Below are 21616 nucleotides of genomic sequence, written 5' to 3'. Positions count from 1 at the left end.
ATCAATCATTTTACAACCTGTAAAGGGGATGTGTTTGTATGAAGCCAGCGCATTATTCTGTCCTCTCTCTTAATCTGGGAAAGCCGCAGACGCTTGAGTATGACGGCAAGAAAATCGAAACCGGCATCATGAAGCGGCCGGCTGATTCCGCTGTCATGCTGTATCGGACGAATTTTGAAGGAGACGGACAGGCGGACCTCATCAATCACGGCGGGCCTGATAAGGCTGTCTGTGTCTACCCGGCCGCGCATTATCCGTTTTGGGAAGAGTTCCTCTCAAGACCGCTGCCCAGCGCCGCATTTGGTGAAAATCTGACGATCGCGGGCCTGACTGAGGAGACCGTTTGCATCGGGGATGTGTTTCAGCTTGATGAAGCCGTTGTTCAAGTCAGCCAGCCGCGCCAGCCGTGTGTAAAGCTTGCGAAAAAGTTTGGCGTAAAGGAAATGGTGCTGAAGGTTCAGCAAACCGGCTACACCGGCTTTTATTTTCGCGTTTTGGAAGAGGGCAGGGTGGCTCCCGGCGCCAAACTTGAATTGCTGTCCAGAGGGGAGAAAGCCATATCCGTCCAATTTGCCAACCGCATCAACTACCATGATGCAAAAAATCTCGCTGCCATTGAACGGATTTTAAGTGAAGATGCACTGTCGGCAAGCTGGAGATCGTCCTTTATGAAAAAAAGGGACAGGCTGCTGCCGGTTGAATAAAAAAAAGCCGCGCATATCAGCGTGCGCGGCTTTCAATGTTTAAGATTGTTTTTTCTTTGTTTCGAGCAGGTTGGCAAGAAAATAGGTTTTATAGCTTTGAAGCTTTCTTCCTTCATGGTGCGTGATCCCCTGCTTTTTTAATTCTGCCACATACCAGCCTTTACTGCCGTAATGCATGTCAGAAAACTCCTTTCCCTATCTCTCCCAATGGAGAGGATTTTACCAAACGATTGGCATTGTAACATCCATAAAAAGATGCTGAAAAGAGGTGCGGGAAAAACTGAGCCTTTCGCACTATCTGTACGAATGTTCTTCTGTATGTATATGCGGAGCAAAAGCTGAATATGATTTAATGGCCGGTTAGTTTCATCATGACAACGCCAAATGTCATAATGCTGAACACAATGCCGATATATGTGAGCATTCCGTTTTTTTTCTTCACGCCGTAAACGGTTATCATAATGCCTTCAATAAAGAAAATAATGCCGAAAATAATAAACCACATGCAAATAAAGGCTCCTTTCACAGACATAATAGTAGTGTAGCATATCTGGAGGAGCCGGGCTGTGACAATATCAAGAAAGCCGGGCAGCATATGCGCCCGGCTCGTGTGTTTATTGTTTATCAACCAATTTGACCAGCAGCTGTGCCAAATGTTTTTTCTCATCTTCGTCCGCAACGCTCCAAAGCTCCTGCAGCAGCATTTCTTCACTGTTTTGCGGCTCTTCATGCTTTGCGAGGCGGTCTCCCAGGATCGCGGCGCTTTTCACAAGCTTGCCGTCATCCAATCCCAGCTTCTTGCCTCGGTTCACTTGTTTGCTCAGATAGTCTTTAAATTCCTCAAAGTCTTGTAAAATTTCTTCTTTTGTTGTGCCGTGCATGGCATCCATTTCGTTTTTAATTTGGATTTTTTCTTGATCTCTGTTCATGGCTATACCTCCTCCAGCAGAATAGTGATGGTTTACCTGTAATGGGAGGAGGGTAAACCTTCCGGCAGCCCGGAATGTGTTTTACAGTTTTGTCAGGATAATCGGTTCGTCTTTTGTAATGACGATCGTGTGTTCAACTTGGGCAACCAGGCTTTTATCCGGTGTCTTGAACGTCCAGCCGTCTTCAGCTTCAACAATCGTTTCCGCTTTCGTTGAAATAAACGGTTCAAGCGCGATGACTGTGCCGTTTTTGAAAAGCGCGTTATCAAATGGATCATAGTAGTTCATGATGTGGTTCGGCGCTTCATGCAGGCTTCGGCCGATTCCGTGGCCGGTCAGGGTTTTGATGACGGTAAAGCCTTGAGAACGTGCCTCATGATAAACGGCTCTCCCGATTTGGTTTTGGCGCTTTCCTGCTTTTGCCTGCTGCAGCCCTTTTTGAAAAGCGTTTTCCGCGCATTGGCAAAGCTTATGAAGGCGTTCTTCTCCTTCACCGAGCACAAATGAGATGCCTGTGTCGGAATAGAAGCCGCCAAATTCAGCGGAGATGTCAATGTTCACAAGATCTCCCGCTTTTAAAATTTTGGAGGTGCTTGGTATACCGTGAGCCACTTCATCATTTACGCTGATGCATGTCACACCCGGAAAGTCGTATTCCTTCTCAGGAGCTGAAACAGCGCCATGCTCATCAAGCACCGCTTTTCCGATCAGGTCGAGGTCTTTTGTGCTCATGCCGGGCTCTGCTTTCCGTTTCATTTCTTCACGCGCAAGCGCCACGATTCTTCCGATTTTTTTCAGGCCTTCTAATTCTTGATCGTTTGTTACAATCATCTGTCATTCCCGCTTTCTTTTTAAATAATCTAGTTTAAGCTTACCACAACTGTCTTAAAAATAGGAAACACACGGACCTGGGAAAAAAGAAGTACCCTGGGGGAATTGGTATAGATCACTAAATATCCTGTATGGTATATTTGAAAAAAAAGGGATGAGGGGGATGGGTATGCTTTCATTTTTACAAAAGCTTGGGAAGTCATTTATGCTCCCGATTGCGGTACTGCCTGCTGTGGGAATTATCCTTGCGCTTGGCAGAGAGGATGTATTTAATATCCCGTTTGTCTATCAAGCGGGGACGGCGGTTTTTGATCATCTGCCGCTTATTTTCGCGATCGGAATCGCCATCGGCATTTCAAAGGACAGCAATGGAGCCGCGGGTTTATCAGGGGCGATTTCGTATCTGATGCTTGACGCGGCGACAAAGACAATTGATAAAACAAACAATATGGCGGTTTTTGGGGGAATCATCGCCGGATTAATTGCCGGTTACACGTATAACCGTTTCAAGGATACAAAGCTGCCTGAGTATCTTGGATTCTTCAGCGGCAGGCGGCTTGTGCCGATTATTACAGCCATTATTACGATCATTTTAGCCGGCCTATTCGGAGTCGTCTGGCCGCCGATTCAATCGTGCATAAACTCGTTTGGAGAGTGGATGCTGGGACTCGGAGGCATCGGGGCGGGCATATTCGGCCTTTTCAACAGGCTGTTAATTCCGCTTGGCCTTCACCACGTGCTGAACAATATATTCTGGTTCCAGTTCGGAGAGTATAACGGAGTGACAGGAGATCTGGCGCGCTTTTTCGCAAAAGATCCGACTGCGGGCACATATATGACCGGATTCTTCCCCATCATGATGTTCGGTTTGCCGGCGGCTTGTCTGGCTATGGTGGTAACTGCAAAGCCGTCAAAACGGAAAGCGACGGCGGGAATGATGATCGGGTTTGCCCTGACTGCGTTTATCACAGGAATTACAGAGCCGATTGAGTTTGCATTTATGTTTTTATCTCCGCTTTTATACGTGGTTCACGCGGTCTTAACTGGGCTGTCTTTATTTATCGTCAACTGGCTTGGCATCCGTTCAGGTTTTTCTTTCTCCGCTGGAGCCATCGATTATGTGCTCAGCTACGGAATAGCAGAAAAACCGCTGCTTCTGCTTCTGGTAGGTATATGCTATGCGGCAGTATACTTTATTGTGTTTTATGTGCTGATTAAGGCGTTGAATTTAAAAACGCCGGGACGGGAGGATGATGACATTGATGAAGTGCTGGATGAAAACACCGTTCAGGATATCAATGAAAACATCATGCTGAAAGGGCTCGGCGGAAAAGAGAACCTTCAAATCATTGATCATTGCGCCACAAGGCTGAGGCTGACTGTGAAAGATACCGCTTTAGTGGATGAAGCGCTGCTAAAGAAAGCCGGCGCAAAAGGGGTCGTTAAATCAGGCGGGCAATCGGTCCAAGTGATCATTGGGCCAAATGTGGAATTTGCCGCTGAGGAATTGAGAGCTGCGGTAAAATAAAAAAGCGGAGAGGGCATCCTCTCCGCTTTTACTTATTTATCTTCACCATCTGTTGATGTTTTGGAAGAATCCTCGCCATGTTTTGTGTAATCGTAATCGGAAGGGTTCACCTTCTTAAAACCTTTCGGCTCGTAGAAACGCAGCAGGTCTCCGTTTATGATTTTATCGGACATTTCAAGTTCCTTCTTGACGAGGGAGTCTTCTGACTTGTCGACTTCGGATTCATCAAGTTCTTTTCCGGTTTTCGTATCGTAATACTTGCCAGATACTTTCGTATATTTTGGTGAAATAAAGTCTCCGTTACGGAACGGAATCACTTCACGGTGTTCTTTCGATAAAATATCAGAACCGGACATCAGATAGTCTTTCGTATCCACTCCGAGCAAATGCAGAATGGTCGGAGCCACATCGACGTCTCCGGCATATTTATGAACTTTTTCGCCCTTCACGCCGGCAGCGTGGATAAAGAGCGGCACCCGTTGAAGCTGAGTGTTGTCATAATCAGTGATTTCGTCCTTGCCAAGCACTTTGGCCATCGCTTTATTGTGGTTTTCAGAGATACCGTAGTGGTCTCCGTACATCACGATAACCGATTTATCGTATAACCCGTCTTTTTTCAGGTCATTGAAGAATTGCTCAATGGACTGATCCAGGTAATGGGCTGACTGGAAGTAGTTGTTGACGACAGAGTCGCCAAAGTCTCCAGCCGGGAAGTCTGTATCGCCCTCATCCATTCCGAATGGGAAATGGTTGGACAGGGTAATGAACTTCGTATAGAACGGCTGCGGCAGGCTTTCCAACAGCGGCATTGATTCTTTGAAGAACGGTTTGTCCTTCATGCCGTAGTTTTTCGTGTTTTCTTCGTTCATGTCATAGTAAGCAGAATCGAAGAATTTATCGATGCCTTCCGCTTTGTACATTTCGTTACGGTTCCAGAACGTCTGTGTATTTCCGTGGAACGTAGCAGACGTGTAATTCTTAGATTTTAGAATCGCCGGAGCAGATTGCAGTGTGTTTTGCGCTTTGTTTACGAAAACTGAACCTTGAGCCAGCGGGTACAGAGAGTTTTCCATCATAAATTCCGCATCGGATGTTTTACCTTGTCCCGTTTGTTGGAAAAAGTTATCAAAGTAGAACGTCTCGTTATCATGCGCCAGTTTATTTAAGAACGGTGTGACTTCTTTGCCGTCAATTTTATAGTCGATAATAAACGACTGTAAAGATTCAAGAGAAACGTAAATCACGTTTTTTCCTTCAGCTTTGCCGAAATACACGTTATTCGGCACGTCATAATTGGCTTTCATGTAGTTTTCTACGTCCGTTACGTCGCTGGAATCGGCAAGCGCGCGCTGGCTGTTGGATTTGATATTCTGCACAGCGTCATAAATCGTGAAATTGTACGTTCCCAAGTATTTCACAAGATAGTTTCGGTCGAATGATCTTGTCAGCAATTCAGGACGGTCTGATTCCGCAACTGCCAAGTTGATTAAAAACACAAGAATCGAAGACGCAAGAATGATTCGGAACGATTTTTTACTGGGCGTTTCGGCAGGTTTTTTCATTTTGATCGCCAAGATGATCAAAATAATCGTATCGATAAAGTAAAAGGCGTCAGTCGGTCTCATCAGCGAAAATGCGCTGTCACCGAGTTGGCCGCCGTTTGCTTTAGCCTGCATCATGACCGGAATTGTAATAAAATCATTGAAAAATCTGTAGTACACAATGTTTGCGTACAGTAAAAAAGACATTAAAAAATGAATCACTATAATGGCTGTCTGCTGTAATTTTTTCTTGAACAAGAGTCCAAAGCCAAGAAAGAACAAGCTTGAGCTGAGAGGATTCACAAAAAGCAATATTTTTTGTATCGTGTTGTCTATTCCTAAATTGAAGTTCAGGATATAACCGACATACGTTTTGATCCATAACAGGACGACCGCAATTAGGAAGAAGGTCAGTCCTCTTTCTTTTATAAATGTTTTCATTGTTACACTCCTTTTTTCCGATCACAGTTCGAGCGAAACGATAGAAAAAACGAACGTATCCAATATAACACGAATCAGCAGATTAGAAAAGTGAAAATCGCACGATGGGGAAAGTGGCGAAAAACGCTGTCGACTCAACGTTTCGCCTTCATATTGCCAAATGTAAAATAAGGATTATTCCTAGAAATAAAGGAATAAAATGGTATTGAGACCGTTGTGTGATAACATATAAGCTATAAATGAAAAGAGGTGGAATGATGGATTTTTCCCACATTGTGTCTGAAGATAAAATTAAGCGCGCCATCAAAGACGGGAAATTTGAAAACCTGCCGGGGATGGGAAAGCCGCTGCCAAAGGATGACGCGGCACACTTGCCGGAGTCGCTCCGCATGGGTTATCGCATGTTAAAAAATGCGGGAATGACAGAGGACGAGGGCGCGCTCAAAAAAGAGCTCATGACCTTAGACCATTTAATCGCAAAGTGCTATAACGAAAAAGAACGCGAGCAATTAATCAGAAAAAAAACTGAAAAGCAGATGAAGCTTGATAAGCTTGTCGACAAGAAAGGCATGTTTTCAAAGCCTGCGTCCGCTTTTTATAAGAATAAAGTATATGACCGGCTTGGACGAAGCAGACCTTCCTCAAGCTGATTTTTCTTGTCTGGGGATGGCGATTGATAAAAGCCATCCTCTTTTTGTTCCAGCGGTCGCTGTCTAAAGGTTTATGTTTATCGGTGTGCGGGGAAATGACTCATAAACGAAAAGGGTGATGGGATGGAACAACTATTGGAATGGGTAACGCGTATATCTGATTGGCTATGGGGCCCGCCGTTAATCATCTTGCTGACTGGGACGGGACTGTATTTCACCATTTTGCTGAAATGCTTTCAATTTCGCTATCCTTTATATATTTTTAAACAGACAATCGGCAGCGTAGGAAAAAAGCCGAAGGGAGAGGGAACAGTCACACCGCTTCAAGCGTTGACATCAGCTCTTAGCTCAACAATCGGAGCGGCGAACATTGTCGGTGTGCCTGCCGCAATAATGTTCGGCGGACCCGGTGCGGTTTTTTGGATGTGGCTGATTGCCATATTCGCAATGGCAATTAAGTTTTCTGAAAGTGTGCTTGCTGTTCATTACAGAGAAAAAAATGAGCGGGGAGAATTTGTCGGGGGACCGATGTATTACATAACAAAAGGGCTGCGCATGAAATGGCTCGGCGTATTTTTTTCTGTTGCGCTGATCATTGAGCTGATCCCTAGCATCATGGTTCAAGGGAATTCGGTTTCAGTCTCGCTTGCCGAAACGTTTTCTTTCAATAAAATATACGCGGGAATTGCCATTGCGTTTTTGATCGGGTTAGTGGTCATAGGAGGGGTCAAGCGGATCGGGAAAGTAACAGAGCTTGTCGTGCCGCTTATGGCAGGGGCATACGCAGGAGCAGGTTTCCTGATCGTTCTCATGAATCTGTCATCAGTGCCGGCCTTTTTCTCTCTCATCTTTTCGAACGCGTTTACCTCTTCTTCAGCAGTTGGGGGATTCGCAGGTGCTGCGCTTGCTGAAACCGTTCGCTGGGGATTTGCCCGCGGGCTGTATTCTAACGAAGCCGGAATGGGAACAGCTCCGATTGCACATGCCGCGGCCATGACTGACCACCCTGTCAGGCAGGGGTTCTGGTCTGTGATCGGCATTGTCATTGACACCTTGATCATCTGCACCACCACTGCTTTTGTTGTCCTTGCATCCGGTGTCTGGACAGGGAAAAACGCCTTACATGACCCGGCAGCATTGACAACGGCTGCGTTTCAGCACTATTTTGGTGCTGGCGGAGGGTACTTCGTTTCGATTTCCCTCGTTTTCTTTGTTGTATCGACCATTATGGTTGTCATTTTTTACGGTGTGAAGCAAGCTGAATTTCTGTTCGGGCGGCTGGCAGGACATGTGCTCAAATTCATTTATTTAGCCGCTATTATCATAGGTGCCGGAGGCGGAGCAAAAGCCATCTGGGGCTTTCTGGACTTAGCGTTAGCTTTTATTCTCGTACCAAATGTGATTGCGCTGTTGTTATTGAGCAGAAAGGTCAAAGAACTATACACCGAATTTTTCACATCCGAACAGTATTACCTAAAAGATAGAGGGAAAATGAAACAGAACCAAGTTTATCAGACAAAAGAAGCCAAAAATTCTTAGTGTTTTGCTTTGGCGCCGAACATCGCCTTCGCTTTCATGATCAAATAGATGAATAAAGGCAGCAGAAGGGAAATCACTACATTAATGATCGGCTTTATTCTGTTAAAGTCGATCAGCTGATTTGTATTGAGGAAGAACCAAAAGCTGCATACGAGCGAAAACATACCAGCCGGTGTGTATATGGCTTTTTGATCGATTTTTGAGTGTAAAAGGGAAAGTCCGTATACCACGATATAAAGCGATCCGGCTATCTTTACCATAATCACCGGAATCCATAAGGCCGCGATGATCAGGTCTGAGCGATCGAGAAAATCAGTAATGCGGATTTGCCTGATCACCATATAGGCTGGATCAAAGAAAGTAGATGTCAGGTTTGGGCCAAAGACAGAAATTGAACAAAATAACATGACGGCAAGCAATGAAGCGCCCAGCAGGATTGCGATAATGGAATGTTTCAGCGGGATGCTCCTGCTTGAGAAGAGGAGCGGAAGAATGATCAATTCCCCCATTGTCCCAAACGAATAAAATCCTGATTGAAGGTACTGGATCGGACCTTCAAAGACCGGTGTCAAGTTTTGCAGTTCAATTTGTGTGACCAGCGTAAATGGAAGTAGCAAGACCAGAGTGCCGAATGGAAATAAGAAAATCTGCGCCATTCTGGTCAACGTTTCTTTGCCTTCTCTGGCAATACATATCGCAACAAAGATAATAACGGCGCCAAGCACGGTCATCGGTGTTCTCGGGAGAAATAAAATGTTAATCAAATTGATGAAAAAACGGATATCATGAGCGTTGATTAACAGGAAATACAATGAGAACAGTAAAATAATAAAACGGCCGGCGATTGGCGAGGAATCGCTTAGCAGCTCATAGATATTTTTATCGTGATGCTTTTTCATCAGCCTGTGCATAAGCCAAAGTGCTGGAATCACTGTGAGAACGCCGAGGATGTAGCTGTGCCAGGCGTTTTGTTTTGCCGATTCGATCATGAGGATCGGGGCATGCTTCAATCCGACCGCTAACGTATACAGCGCTCCGAAAAATAATCCTTGATATGCAGAGGTCTTATTCATAAAGCACGTCCTTTCTTTCATGTTTAAAACGGAATATATTTAAACAGGTATCCCAGCCGCGGAAGCAGGGGATTCACTCTCATATAAATCCACAAAAAAGCACTTCCTGCGATCAGCAGGCTGAAGACCCATTTTGTTGCAGTGTTAGCAGAACGAAAATTCTTCCATTCGTATGCGTAAATGGCAATGCACACAATCACTGTCTGTATGATATAGCTGATCATTCTGACGCACACCTCCATTAATGGCTGATTGTTTTATACAAGACACCGCCTTGCTCAATCGTCACAATGGGAATGACGTGAATCTCCATGTCCTTGTAAACTTTATCCCATTTCATTTCCTGCAGATTCTTCGTGTCCATACTTCTGATGGTCTGGTCTTGAAAGCCGGCCGGATCTGCCTCGAGCTTTTGCAGCCGGTGAACGGTGCTGATGACATTTTCCTTTAAAGCTCTGTTTAAAGCTTTTTGTATGATGTAAAATTGGTCATTTTCTCTCATCTCATAGGTGGATTGGTTTTCCATAATAATTCCTTTGGCTCTGACCTCAATTGTCATCGACAGCTTTCCGTTTTTTTCAGCCGCATGAAAGGAAGCTTTGGACTGTTGAAGCTGAATGGACGCTTTTCCCATTTGATTCGGGAGGTCTAGTATGAATTCTGGCTGCCGGGCTTGATTCAGCAAAATCTGGGCGGTTGTCATATGTTCATCTTTAAAAATATCCACTAATTTGTCCTTTTTAAAGATGGCAAGTCCGTCAATTTTTAAATTAGATTTCCCTTTCCCTCCGGGTTTTGTTTTAGATCCGCTAATGACCGGTGCATATGGGTCGCTTCCTTTTTCTAATAGGTCAGACATGAACCTGCTTAAAAAAACAGGGCGCTTCGAAGCCATAATGGCCAGCTCGCGAATCATTTCCGCCGGAAACTGTTCCAGCTGCACATCAGTGTTTAAAATGTCCCGCGCCTCGCCCTGGCTGATTAAAATCAGCGCCGTTAATCTGTTTTGCGGATTTCGCGATAAAATATCAAAGACTGGCGCGACGCCTTCTCTCGCCATAGCTTCTCCAATAACGACCGTACGTCTGTGGGACGTATTGATCGTCCGGGACAAGGAGGTTTGCAGTTTGTTGTTCGCTTCCCTGATCGTGGTACCGGAGGCTGAATCTACATACCATGTTTCCGAGCCGGCAGTCCCTCCGCCTCCCCCTGTTTGTCCGCCCAATTGGCCAACCAAGGGAATCTGCATGGCTATTCGGTACTGATCTTTTTTCTTATCAATGGCTGAGCTGACAACGAACGCGATGTCATTGATTTCCGTCCGGTCCCAGCACCCTGCGAGAAACATACAAACGAGAAACAGCGCAACACACTTATATATTATTTTCTTCATCTTGAGGGTCCTCTCTTTTCGCTCCCTTCTGCCCCTTGCCGCGCGAATACGTGCCCGGTCTTCTGATCATCGTCCACCACGGCGCCCGGATAAATATATCTTTTACTTCATCACGTTTAAACGGAGAAATCCCTGATAAATAAGGAATGCCGAAAGATTGAAGCTTACATAAATGAAGCACTAAAATAATCGTGCCGAGCATGATGCCGAATATCCCGAAAATACTCGCCAAAAACATAAGCGGGAAACGAAGCATTCTGATAGAGATGGCTAAATTAAAACGCGGAATGGTAAATGACGCGATCCCTGTTAACGATACGATAATCACCATGGGGGCAGACACGATTCCCGCTTCAACGGCGGCCGTCCCGATGACAAGGGCGCCGAGAATGCTGACGGTCTGGCCGATGGTTTTCGGAAGGCGCACGCCCGCTTCACGGAGAGCCTCAAAAGAAATTTCCATAATCAATGCTTCCACGATGGCGGGGAAAGGAATCGGTTCACGGGAAGATGCCACGCTGAACATTAAGTTTGTCGGCATTAAGTCCTGATGGTATGTAATAACGGCGACATAAATAGCCGGCAAATAAAGAGCAACGACTAAAAACATATAGCGAAGCCAGCGGATCAAGTTAGACATCAAATAACGCTCATAGTAATCTTCACTGGCCTGCATCAGCTGCCAAAACGTGATCGGCCCTGTTATGACAAAAGGCGTATTATCTGTGAAAATGGCAAATCGGCCTTCGAGAAGCTGGGCGGAGACGGTATCCGGCCTTTCCGTATATTGCAGCTGGGGGAAGGGCGAGTATGTGTCGTCTTCGATAAACTCTTCAATATATCCGCTTTCTAAAACAGCATCAATCTTGATCTTTTTGATTCTTTTCTTCACTTTTTCAATGACTTTCGGATCGGCAATCCCGTCAATATAAGCCAGCACAATGTCGGTTTTGGTTTTCGTGCCGATTTTAAACGAAATCATTTTAAGCTGAAGCGTTTTGACGCGAAAGCGCACGAGAGCGGTATTGACCCTGAGGCTTTCAGTAAAGCCCTCTCTCGATCCTCTGATGGTCGATTCTGTTATCGGTTCTTCAATGCTTCTTCTTTGGCCGCCTTTTATTTTTAAGATCAGGCATTTTGAATGTCCCTCGGCAAATAAAACCGCGTTTCCCTCAATAATGGATTCAGCCACTTTGCTTACACTTGTTTCTGATGCAACGCTTGCAATCGATAGTGTATTTTGCAATGCCTCTTCATGCTCTTCTATCTGATCCATCAAATGCCTCAAGAAAGGGCGGAGGGCGTGATCCTGAATATGTTCAGATTTTACAATCCCTTCGATATAAACAATAAATCCGCACAGCCCGTTTCCAAAGTCAAATTGTCTGAATACGATGTCTGAGCAGCCTTCTGTTAATAAGGTCAGCATATCGAGGTTTTCCTTTAAATCGGGAGAGATTGGTCTGTCCTGGTTGTCTTCAAGCTCTTTGATGAGCTGAAGCGTTTTGTCGCGTTTATTCATGAGGCTCACCCTGCTTTTTCAATGTCTTATCCAAAAAATGTTTGTGACTTTTAGGGTATCCTTGTCTGTTTTAGATATTCCCGAAATAGGATGAAAGCGCTATAAAAAAACATTGACTGCATGTATATACAAGAATACAATAAACTTATGATTTGTATATACAAGTTATGAAAACGGATACGGAGGGGTTGGCATGGGGGAACTGAACAAATCGGCACGGCAGATTGTTGAAGCAGTCGGCGGTGCTGAAAATATTGCAGCGGCAACTCATTGTGTGACACGTTTGCGCTTTGCGTTAATAGATGAAAGCAAAGTTGACCAAGAGATGCTTGATCAAATTGACGCAGTAAAAGGATCGTTTTCGACAAACGGGCAATTTCAGGTCGTGATCGGCCAAGGAACCGTCAACAAAGTATATGCAGAATTGGTTAAGGAAACGGGGATTGGGGAGTCAACAAAGGATGAAGTGAAGAAGGCTTCTGAAAAAAATATGAATCCTTTGCAGCGTGCCGTGAAAACGCTTGCAGATATATTTATTCCTATATTGCCTGCGATTGTGACGGCTGGTCTCTTGATGGGGATCAATAACATTTTAACGGCGCAGGGCATTTTCTTCAGCACAAAATCAATTGTGCAAGTCTATCCGCAGTGGGCGGATCTCGCGAATATGATTAACCTGATTGCAGGCACGGCCTTTACGTTTCTGCCTGCGTTAATCGGCTGGTCTGCCGTCAAACGGTTCGGCGGCAATCCGCTCCTTGGCATTGTCCTCGGCGTGATGCTCGTGCATCCTGATTTGCTGAACGCGTGGGGTTATGGTGCCGCTGAACAAAGCGGTAAGATCCCAGTATGGAATTTGTTCGGACTTGAGGTGCAGAAAGTCGGCTATCAGGGACAGGTGCTCCCGATTTTGCTGGCCTCCTATTTGCTGGCGAAGATTGAAACGTTTTTAACAAAACGCACTCCTGAAGGCATACAGCTGCTCGTTGTCGCGCCGATTACGCTTCTCGTCACAGGCTTTGCCTCTTTTATTATGATCGGTCCAATTACATTTGCGATCGGAAACGTGCTGACTTCGGGGCTTATCTCGGTGTTTGGCTCTTTTGCCGCACTGGGCGGTTTGTTATATGGCGGTTTCTACTCGGCACTCGTGATTACCGGCATGCATCACACGTTTCTTGCAGTTGACCTGCAGCTCATCGGCTCAAAGCTCGGCGGCACATTTTTATGGCCGATGCTGGCGCTTTCTAATATCGCACAGGGCTCGGCTGCGCTGGCTATGATGTTTATCGTGAAGGATGAGAAACAAAAGGGCCTTTCCCTCACATCAGGGATTTCAGCTTATCTCGGCATTACAGAGCCGGCCATCTTCGGGGTGAATCTGCGATACAGATTCCCGTTTATCATTGCGATGGTCAGCTCAGGGCTTGCGGGAATGTACATTTCCTCTCAAGGTGTACTGGCAAGCTCCGTCGGTGTCGGCGGCGTGCCGGGGATTTTCTCAATCATGAGCCAGTACTGGGGCGCGTTTGCGATCGGAATGGCGATTGTATTGATCGTGCCGTTTGCCGGCACATACGCGTATGCCAGATTCAAACGAACATAACCAATGGGGAGCGGGACGTGTTTTAACGTTCCCTTTCCCATTTTTACTCTAAAAAACGGTGGTGGAGACAGTTGAAAACAGAACAAACGCCATGGTGGAAAAAAGCTGTGGTCTATCAAATTTATCCGAAAAGCTTTAACGATACGACGGGAAACGGTGTCGGCGATCTGAACGGCATTATTGAAAAGCTTGATTATTTAAAAACACTTCAGGTGGATGTCATTTGGCTGACGCCGATTTATGATTCTCCGCAGCATGATAATGGGTATGACATTCGTGATTATTACGCGATTTATCCTGAATACGGGACGATGGAGGACTTTGAGCGGTTAGTGACAGAAGCACATAAAAGAGACCTGAAAGTCGTCATGGATATGGTCGTCAACCATACATCAACAGAGCATAAATGGTTTCAAGAGGCGATCTCTTCACAGGACAGCCCGTACCGCGATTTTTATATATGGAAAAAACCGCGGGAAAACGGTTCTGTCCCGACAAACTGGGAGTCAAAATTCGGCGGCTCGGTATGGGAGCTTGACGAAGCGTCAGGCCAATACTATTTGCATCTGTTTGATGTGACGCAGGCTGATTTGAATTGGGAAAATGAAAAGGTCAGAAAGCATGTCTATGACATGATGCATTTTTGGTTTGAAAAGGGAATAGACGGCTTCAGGCTTGATGTCATCAACTTGATTTCTAAGGATCAGCGCTTTCCGGATGCAGAAGACGGAGGCGACGGCCGTTCCTTTTACACGGACGGGCCGCGGGTGCACGAATATCTGCATGAAATGAACGAAAAGGTGTTTTCACATTATGACAGTATGACGGTCGGTGAGATGTCTTCAACGACGGTAGACCATTGCATCCGTTATACAAATCCTGAAAATAAAGAACTCGATATGACATTCAGTTTCCATCATCTCAAGGTTGACTATCCAAACGGCGAAAAATGGGCTTTGGCGCCGTTTGACTTTTTGAAGCTGAAAAAGATCTTATCCGAGTGGCAGACGGGGATGCATGCGGGAGGGGGATGGAACGCTCTGTTCTGGTGCAATCACGATCAGCCGCGCGTTGTATCGAGATATGGAGATGATGGCGCGTACAGGGTGAAATCGGCAAAAATGCTCGCTACCTCCATTCATATGATGCAGGGCACGCCTTATATCTATCAGGGCGAAGAGCTGGGAATGACCAATCCGAAGTTTAAGGATATCAGCTCCTACCGGGATGTCGAATCGCTGAACATGTATCGCGCCCTCAAGAAAAAAGGGATAGCTGACCACGAGATTACAGCGATTTTACAGGCGAAATCCCGTGACAATTCCAGAACGCCTGTCCAGTGGAATGATACGGAGAATGGCGGTTTTACAACCGGCACGCCATGGATACCGGTCGCCGCAAACTATCGGGAAATCAATGCCGAAGCCGCGCTGAAGGACCAAAACTCGGTGTTTTACCATTATCAAAAGCTGATTCAAATTCGCAAAACATATGACATTGTGACAGAGGGGACGTATGAGTTAATCGCAAAGGATGATCCGAGCATTTTTGCGTATCTCAGACATGGCGGCAATGAAAAGCTGCTCGTCATCAATAATTTCTACGGGACAGAGGCAGCCTTTACACTGCCGGATTCATTAGCGCCTGACGAGTGGAATGCAGAGGTGCTGCTGACGAACGATGGGGTGAGGGAAGGACTGCAGAACATGACGCTCCGCCCGTATGAGTCCATTGTTTATCGTTTAACGAAAGCGTGTTAAACTAAGCTGGGTGGTCCATAATGAAGGTGAATAAATTCATCGCAATCTATAAAGACATCTCACAGGAAATTGAAGCCGGCCGATGGAAGGCGGAGGAGATTCTTCCGTCTGAACATGAGTTGAGCGCACAGTACGATACATCTAGAGAAACGGTCCGTAAGGCGCTTCACATGCTTGCGCAAAACGGCTATATCCAGAAAATCAGGGGGAAGGGCTCTGTCGTTCTCAACCGTGAAAAAATGCAGTTTCCCGTCTCAGGCCTTGTCAGCTTCAAGGAGCTCGCGCAAACGCTTGGCAAAGAAACGAAAACAACTGTACACAAATTCGGACTGGAGCCTGCGTCAGAGCTGATCCAAAAACAGCTCCAGGCCAATCCGGATGACGACATCTGGGAAGTCATCAGATCCAGAAAGATTGACGGGGAACATGTGATTTTGGACAAAGATTACTTTTTCAGAAAGCATGTCCCTCACCTGACGAAAGAAATCTGTGAAAACTCCATATATGAATATCTAGAAGGAGAACTCGGTCTTTCGATCAGCTATGCCCAAAAAGACATTGTCGCCGAGCCGTGTACGGACGAGGATAGGGAGCTGCTCGATTTACGCGGCTATGACCATATGGTCGTGGTGAGAAACTACGTCTTTTTGGAGGATACGAGTCTGTTTCAATATACGGAAAGCAGACACCGTCTCGACAAATTCCGTTTTGTCGATTTTGCGCGGCGGGGGAAATGAGAGAGGCGCCTGCCTGCGGCAGCGCGCTTTTTTGTTTAGTATCAAAATTGATACTATCCAACAAAAATGTGCGTACTTTTACTTTTTATCATAATGGCTACAATAGAGATGAGAGTAACTAAAAGGAGAGGTGTTTCACATGGCAGATGTAAAGAAACAAATTCTGGACGCATACAATTTCAGACATGCGACAAAGGAATTTGACCCGAATAAAAAAGTATCAGACAGCGATTTTGAATTTATTTTAGAAACAGGAAGACTTTCACCGAGTTCACTCGGCCTTGAGCCTTGGAAATTCGTGGTGGTTCAAAATCCGGAATTCCGCGAGAAGCTTCGCGAATATACATGGGGCGCACAAAAGCAGCTTCCGACAGCAAGCCATTTCGTCCTGATTCTTGCACGTACCGCGAAGGATATCAAATATAATGCGGACTACATCAAACGTCATTTAAAAGAAGTCAAACAAATGCCGCAAGACGTGTCCGAAGGCTACATCAGCAAAACAGAAGAATTCCAGAAAAACGATTTGCATTTGCTTGAAAGCGACAGAACATTGTTTGACTGGGCATCAAAACAAACCTATATCGCGCTTGGCAACATGATGACTGCCGCTGCGCAAATCGGCGTTGATTCCTGCCCGATCGAAGGCTTCCAGTATGATCACATTCACCGCATTCTTGAAGAAGAAGGCCTTCTGGAAAACGGCAGCTTCGACATTTCTGTGATGGCGGCATTCGGTTACCGTGTAAGAGACCCTCGTCCGAAAACAAGATCTGCTGTTGAAGATGTTGTGAAATGGGTGTAAATAAAGAAAGCTGCTCGCTTAGCGAGCAGCTCTTTTTTATGCCTGATTTGCTTTACTCTGTTTTCTTCTCTGATACAAGTACAATACCGTTCCGAGTGCACTGATCAGAAATCCGGCCAAAAGGATGGAGTACATGGATGTGGCTGTGTCCGGAAGCAAGCCGCCAGCCGGGCCGTCAGTGCCTGATCCGCTTGATCCGTTTCCACCAGTGCCGTTTGTCGGATCCGTGCCGGGAGGTGTCTGATTTCCTCTGTTTCCATCAGTCGGCTGTTTTCCGCCCGGTTTGTCAGAGCCTCCTCCATTGCTGCCGTCATCACCGCCTGTCGGCTGATCGGACGGAAACGCCGGCGGTTTGTCATTCGAACCGGAATTTAAAATCGTGTATTCGCTGAAGTGGTTTGTGTATCCTGTAACGATATCATCTTCCACTGATCCGTTTTCTGTTTTTTTGAAAGCTTTCTTTTTCCGGTCGACATGGTAAATGGCCGGATTATGAGCTTCTTCAATGTCAAACATGCGAAGCGAAAGCTGAACGGGCTCTTTGAATGATTTTATTTCTTTTCCTTTTTGCCTCACTGTAAAGTCATACACATCTGCAAGTGAAACATCCAATTCTCCCGTTGACGTAATTCCGATTGCGGTATCCGCGGTTTTGAGGTTCGCCATGGGCAGTTTCATGCTGTACCAGTAGTTGAACACCGTCAATGAAGAATCTGATTTTCTTTCTTTCAACAGTTTGATCTGGTCTTTTTTTACTTTAAGATTGATAGGCTTCTCTTGTGATCCTTCATGTGTTCCGTAATAGACAAACGGCGTGTTGGCATTTTTAGCGTAAATCGCAAATTTGTCTTCATCAAGTGTCCAGCTGCCGTCCTTCTGCTTTGTCGGCAGGAATACTTCTTTGATCCGTCCTTCAACTTTAGGAGAGACCTTGTTTCCTAGTTTTTTCAGCTGTTCGGTGAAAATCTCATAATCAACGTAGCCAAGGTCTTCACCATGGGACGCTTCTGTAAAGACAGAATATCCGTCTCCTCCGGCACCGACAAAATGATTCGTTGCCACACGGAAGGTATCATCCGTATGTAGATCAGCTTTGTCTCCGTTAGGCAATTCAATTTTCACGTCTAACACACGGTGTCCAGGTTCGTTGTTTAATGTAAAGGTATATTCAATTCCGGCCACCTGAGGGAAAGCGCCGCCTCCGTTTTCCACATTGCTTAAGCCTTGTTCAAGGGCCTCTTTAATTTGCTTTCCGGTTAAGTCGGCCACGTAAAGCGTATTGCCGAACGGCATCACGTTCAGCACCTCGCCGAGTGTAATATCACCTTTGTCAATTCCGGCTCTGATGCCGCCGCCATTTGTTATCGCTATTCTGGCGCCGGCTGCTTCTTTCGCTTTTGCCAGCATGCCGTCCGCGATGAAGTTTCCGAGGTTCGTTTCCTTCGTGCGCACATGCTCACGCTGGCCGTCAAGCGCTACATCCGTGTAGCCGACTTTTTCATTTTTCACGTCTTCTAATTCACTTTTGAACTGATCGAGCTCTTGTTTGGCTTCTGCATTTTCTTCTGTATGCTCATCAATCGGCAGCACGCTCAGATTTGATTTGTCTGTTTGCACAACGCCATTTTTATCAAACGCGACATCGACGCGCCCCAAGAATTGGCCGTATTCTTTGGCTTGTGCCACGATTGTCGGCTCTTCGTTGTTTACGACTTCCATTTTGTCAACGAGGGTGTGGGTGTGTCCGCCGATGATCAGGTCAATGCCTTTCACTTTTTTCGCCAGCTCAAGATCACGGTTATGACCGATATGGGTCAAAGCGATAATTTTATTTACTTTTTCATCTTCCTGTATCGTTTTGACTGTGTTTTGCGCGGTTTCAAACGCATCATGAAAGACGATGCTTTTACCCGGGCTTGATGTGGTGGCTGTATCTTCCGTTGTCAGTCCGAATACGGCGACTTTCTCACCGTCAACGTCTAACAGAATGTAAGGGTGGATGCCGGGCGCCTTCTTTTCACCCGCCCTAAAGGTTTGCGGCTTTTTGACAAATGATTTCAGCTTGGGCTCATTTGACACATCTACGTTTGCGCTGACGACCGGAAATGCAGGCGCTTCAAAGTGATAGCGGTTCGCCGGATCAACGGTCGCGCTGTTTCCGCTTAGAAAATCAGAAAGCACTGTCGGGCCTTTATCAAATTCGTGGTTTCCGAAGGTCATGGCATCATAGCCCATCATGTTCATCATTTTCAAATCGGCTAAACCGTTCCATTTTGTAAAATACAGATCGCCGGAAAATACATCTCCCGCATCAAGGAGAATGTTGTGGTCTGTTTTGCTTCGCACTTCGTTGATTTTCGTCATTCGTCTCGCCGCGTCATCGAGATGGGCGTGCGTATCATTGGTGTGCATGACGGTCAGATCCCACAGTCCATCTTTAGGCGGATCAGGATTTGAATCATCATCGAATTGCAGCTTATACACACCATAGCCTTCATTCACAGACTCACCTACATAAGCGACATCGTCCGCTTTATCGGCAAAAGGCTTCGCCAAAAGCGAGGATTCAAATGTTACATTCGTTCCGGAAACGGGCACGATTGACCAGTTGTTGTCCGCTTTTGGATTGACTGTTTTTTGTTCAATCATGTAATCCATCAGCACCTGTCTGTTTTCAACAGCGGAGCCGTGGACAATCTTATCGCTCGTCAGGTGAGGGAAGCCGCCGCCACCGGACGCACGATAATTATTGGTGACCACAAGAAATTCCTGGCTTGGGCTGATCGGCTTGCCATCGTAGGAAAGGTTGACGATCCGGGATGAGTCCGCGTGAATGACTTTTCCGTTCTCATTGTATTTCGCCGGTTTTGTCACATCGACCTGATATGTGACGCCGTCAATCACGTCAAAATTATAGGAGCGGAAATTGTCATTCAGCAAGGCTTGATCGCCGCCTTTTGACGGATCAATTTGATTGAATTGGCCTGCCGACATGTCCAGCCAGTCCTTGACTTCGCTGCCTGTCAGCTTGACGATCTGAACGGTATTATCGTAAAGATACAAGTCACCGACATTTTTTATGGCAAGATCTCCGGCCGGAATGTTCGTATAGTAATTGGCTCCGTTTCTGCCGCCTGCTTTAAACGGCGCCCCTGCGGACAAAATCGGGAGGTCCTTGTATTTGGTATCCTTCATTTCCTTTTCGGCGTACCATTTTTGCGCATCGGTCACGATCTGGATGGAGGGATCATCTTTGACCTGTGCAAAGTAGCTGTTAATGTCTGCTTTTGTTTTGCCGACTGGTTTTCTGATATATTCCAATGTGTTTTGGTGGGTTTGCCGGATGGTGTTTGTGACTGTTTTATTTCTGGATGTGACAGTGCCGGCAATGGGTTCAATACTGCCTTTGGAATCCGCGACCTTCCATGACCCGTCTGTCTTTTCAAGTTTGAGGTCAATCACGCCTAAATATTTGCCCCAGCTGCTTGGCATGACGACCGGAATGCCGTTAATCGTCCCTTTTTCAACGTCAAATTTTGCGGCACCCGCGTACTCGGCGGAAGGGAAGAGTCCGTGCTGATGGCCCGAGATGATCGCGTCAATGCCTTTCGTTTTGGCGGCAAGATCCAACACGGCGTTTTCTGCGCCGGATGATTGCGCCTGTTTTTCAATGCCGGTGTGGGCGAGGGCGATAATGACATCCGCGCCTTCCGCCTTCATTTTCGGGATCGTTTCATTGGCTGATTCTACGATATCCTGCACCTGCACCTGACCCTCGAGATTCTTTTTGTCCCACGTCATGATTTGCGGCGGGACAAAGCCTATGTAGCCGACTTTTATTTTCTGTTCATTGCCGTTTTCGTCAGTGACGGTTTTTTCTTTTATGACATACGGCGTATATCGGTTTTCACCGCTTGTGGTTTTGACGTTGGCATTGACAATCGGGAAATCGGCTCCCTTGATCGTGCCGTCGAGAAAATCGAGCCCGTAGTTAAATTCATGATTGCCCAGTGTGCCGGCGTCGTATTTCAGCGCATTCATGACGCTGATGATCGGGTGGGTTTTCGCGCCCGAGATAATGTCTTCTTTTTCATATTTCACCGCGTATTCGCCCAGCGGATTCCCTTGAATCAAGTCGCCGTTATCGACGAGCAGGGTGTTTGGGTTTTGCTCACGGTGCTTTTGGATCAGCTGGGCCGTTCTCGCCAGCCCGAAATCCGCCGTTTCTTTGTCGCTGTAGTAATCATAATCCATCATGTTGGCATGAATATCAGTCGTGGCCAAAATACTCAGCTGCACCTGAGGAGTCTCGCTTTCTTCTGCATGAATGGGTGGGGTTGGGAGGATTAAACTAAGTATCATAATTGGGGGCAAAAGAATACGGAGAATGTTGCCGACGTGTGTTCGTCTTTTCTGTATTCTCACCAGTTTTCCACCTTTCAACGAAATTTATGTTACAGCTCCTATTGTAAGAATATTTTGTAACTATTTGTAGGTGTTTCTTTATGATTATTGTAAAAGGGAGGAAAATGAGTATTATGTATCAGCATCAAACGA

General features: G+C 46.1%; 19 protein-coding genes. 9 read left to right on the top strand and 10 right to left on the bottom strand.

Annotated elements, in window-relative coordinates; all coding sequences use genetic code 11:
- Positions 1-38 precede the first annotated feature (38 nt).
- Positions 39-704 (top strand): MOSC domain-containing protein, encoded by a 666-nt coding sequence (locus V756_RS0117225; RefSeq protein ID WP_024715760.1) that lies wholly within the window; start codon positions 39-41, stop codon positions 702-704.
- 39 nt (positions 705-743) lie between these two features.
- On the opposite strand, the gene V756_RS01000000122695 is transcribed toward V756_RS0117225, so the two are convergent.
- From V756_RS01000000122695 to map, 4 genes are all read right to left on the bottom strand, one after another.
- Positions 744-881: a YflJ family protein gene (locus tag V756_RS01000000122695; RefSeq protein ID WP_003239885.1), complete on the bottom strand. Its 138-nt coding sequence runs from the start codon at positions 879-881 to the stop codon at positions 744-746.
- 172 nt (positions 882-1053) lie between these two features.
- Positions 1054-1209: a hypothetical protein gene (locus V756_RS01000000122690; RefSeq protein WP_032682145.1), complete on the bottom strand. Its 156-nt coding sequence runs from the start codon at positions 1207-1209 to the stop codon at positions 1054-1056.
- 109 nt (positions 1210-1318) lie between these two features.
- Positions 1319-1633, bottom strand: a complete 315-nt coding sequence (locus V756_RS0117210) for a DUF3243 domain-containing protein (RefSeq protein ID WP_024715759.1) — start codon at positions 1631-1633, stop codon at positions 1319-1321.
- A gap of 81 nt (positions 1634-1714) precedes the next feature.
- Positions 1715-2464, bottom strand: a complete 750-nt coding sequence (gene map / locus V756_RS0117205) for a type I methionyl aminopeptidase (RefSeq protein WP_024715758.1) — start codon at positions 2462-2464, stop codon at positions 1715-1717.
- 169 nt (positions 2465-2633) lie between these two features.
- Between map and nagE the strand changes: the two genes are divergently transcribed.
- Positions 2634-3992 (top strand): N-acetylglucosamine-specific PTS transporter subunit IIBC, encoded by a 1359-nt coding sequence (gene nagE / locus V756_RS0117200; RefSeq protein WP_024715757.1) that lies wholly within the window; start codon positions 2634-2636, stop codon positions 3990-3992.
- A gap of 32 nt (positions 3993-4024) precedes the next feature.
- On the opposite strand, the gene ltaS is transcribed toward nagE, so the two are convergent.
- Positions 4025-5974 carry a lipoteichoic acid synthase gene (gene ltaS, locus V756_RS0117195; RefSeq protein WP_024715756.1) on the bottom strand — a complete coding sequence of 650 codons (1950 nt, stop codon included), beginning with the start codon at positions 5972-5974 and terminating at the stop codon, positions 4025-4027.
- 104 nt (positions 5975-6078) lie between these two features.
- Here ltaS and V756_RS1000000123680 point away from each other — a divergent pair, with 104 nt between their 5' ends.
- The 3 genes from V756_RS1000000123680 to V756_RS0117185 all read left to right on the top strand — a co-directional run bounded on the left by V756_RS1000000123680 (position 6079) and on the right by V756_RS0117185 (position 8163).
- A complete protein-coding gene (locus tag V756_RS1000000123680; protein WP_081719908.1) occupies positions 6079-6183 on the top strand; it encodes a hypothetical protein in 105 nt (34 codons plus the stop codon).
- Between the two features lie 48 nt (positions 6184-6231).
- A complete protein-coding gene (locus V756_RS0117190; protein ID WP_024715755.1) occupies positions 6232-6624 on the top strand; it encodes a DnaJ family domain-containing protein in 393 nt (130 codons plus the stop codon).
- Between the two features lie 123 nt (positions 6625-6747).
- Positions 6748-8163 carry an alanine/glycine:cation symporter family protein gene (locus V756_RS0117185; RefSeq protein WP_024715754.1) on the top strand — a complete coding sequence of 472 codons (1416 nt, stop codon included), beginning with the start codon at positions 6748-6750 and terminating at the stop codon, positions 8161-8163.
- Here the strand turns inward: V756_RS0117185 and V756_RS0117180 are convergent.
- Genes V756_RS0117180 through V756_RS0117165 form a run of 4 tightly spaced genes read right to left on the bottom strand, consistent with a single transcriptional unit; the run spans position 8160 to position 12151 of the window.
- Positions 8160-9236, bottom strand: a complete 1077-nt coding sequence (locus V756_RS0117180; protein WP_024715753.1) for an endospore germination permease — start codon at positions 9234-9236, stop codon at positions 8160-8162. The two genes, V756_RS0117185 and V756_RS0117180, sit on opposite strands and share 4 nt — an antisense overlap.
- 23 nt (positions 9237-9259) lie before the next feature.
- Positions 9260-9460, bottom strand: coding sequence for a hypothetical protein (locus V756_RS0117175; protein WP_024715752.1), 201 nt, complete (start codon positions 9458-9460; stop codon positions 9260-9262).
- Positions 9461-9477: 17 nt separating this feature from the next.
- Entirely contained in the window at positions 9478-10629 is a 1152-nt protein-coding gene (locus V756_RS0117170) for a Ger(x)C family spore germination protein (protein ID WP_024715751.1), read from the bottom strand.
- On the bottom strand, positions 10610-12151 hold the full coding sequence (locus V756_RS0117165) for a spore germination protein (RefSeq protein WP_024715750.1): 1542 nt from the start codon (positions 12149-12151) through the stop codon (positions 10610-10612). Before V756_RS0117165 ends, V756_RS0117170 begins: the two co-directional genes overlap by 20 nt.
- A 193-nt stretch (positions 12152-12344) precedes the next feature.
- Between V756_RS0117165 and treP the strand changes: the two genes are divergently transcribed.
- The 4 genes from treP to V756_RS0117145 all read left to right on the top strand — a co-directional run bounded on the left by treP (position 12345) and on the right by V756_RS0117145 (position 17059).
- On the top strand, positions 12345-13757 hold the full coding sequence (treP, locus tag V756_RS0117160) for a PTS system trehalose-specific EIIBC component (protein WP_024715749.1): 1413 nt from the start codon (positions 12345-12347) through the stop codon (positions 13755-13757).
- Positions 13758-13828: 71 nt separating this feature from the next.
- Positions 13829-15517, top strand: a complete 1689-nt coding sequence (treC, locus tag V756_RS0117155) for an alpha,alpha-phosphotrehalase (RefSeq protein WP_024715748.1) — start codon at positions 13829-13831, stop codon at positions 15515-15517.
- A 20-nt stretch (positions 15518-15537) separates the two neighbouring features.
- Positions 15538-16254 carry a trehalose operon repressor gene (gene treR / locus V756_RS0117150; RefSeq protein ID WP_024715747.1) on the top strand — a complete coding sequence of 239 codons (717 nt, stop codon included), beginning with the start codon at positions 15538-15540 and terminating at the stop codon, positions 16252-16254.
- 139 nt (positions 16255-16393) lie between these two features.
- The gene (locus V756_RS0117145; protein WP_024715746.1) at positions 16394-17059 is read left to right on the top strand and encodes an NAD(P)H-dependent oxidoreductase; all 666 of its coding nucleotides are present in this window, start codon (positions 16394-16396) and stop codon (positions 17057-17059) included.
- Positions 17060-17095: 36 nt separating this feature from the next.
- On the opposite strand, the gene V756_RS0117140 is transcribed toward V756_RS0117145, so the two are convergent.
- Entirely contained in the window at positions 17096-21484 is a 4389-nt protein-coding gene (locus tag V756_RS0117140) for a multifunctional 2',3'-cyclic-nucleotide 2'-phosphodiesterase/3'-nucleotidase/5'-nucleotidase (RefSeq protein WP_081719907.1), read from the bottom strand.
- Between the last annotated feature and the right edge of the window lie 132 nt (positions 21485-21616).

The organism is Bacillus tequilensis KCTC 13622 (assembly GCF_000507145.1).
GTDB lineage: Bacteria > Bacillota > Bacilli > Bacillales > Bacillaceae > Bacillus > Bacillus tequilensis.
This window is presented reverse-complemented; position numbering and strand designations above follow the sequence as displayed.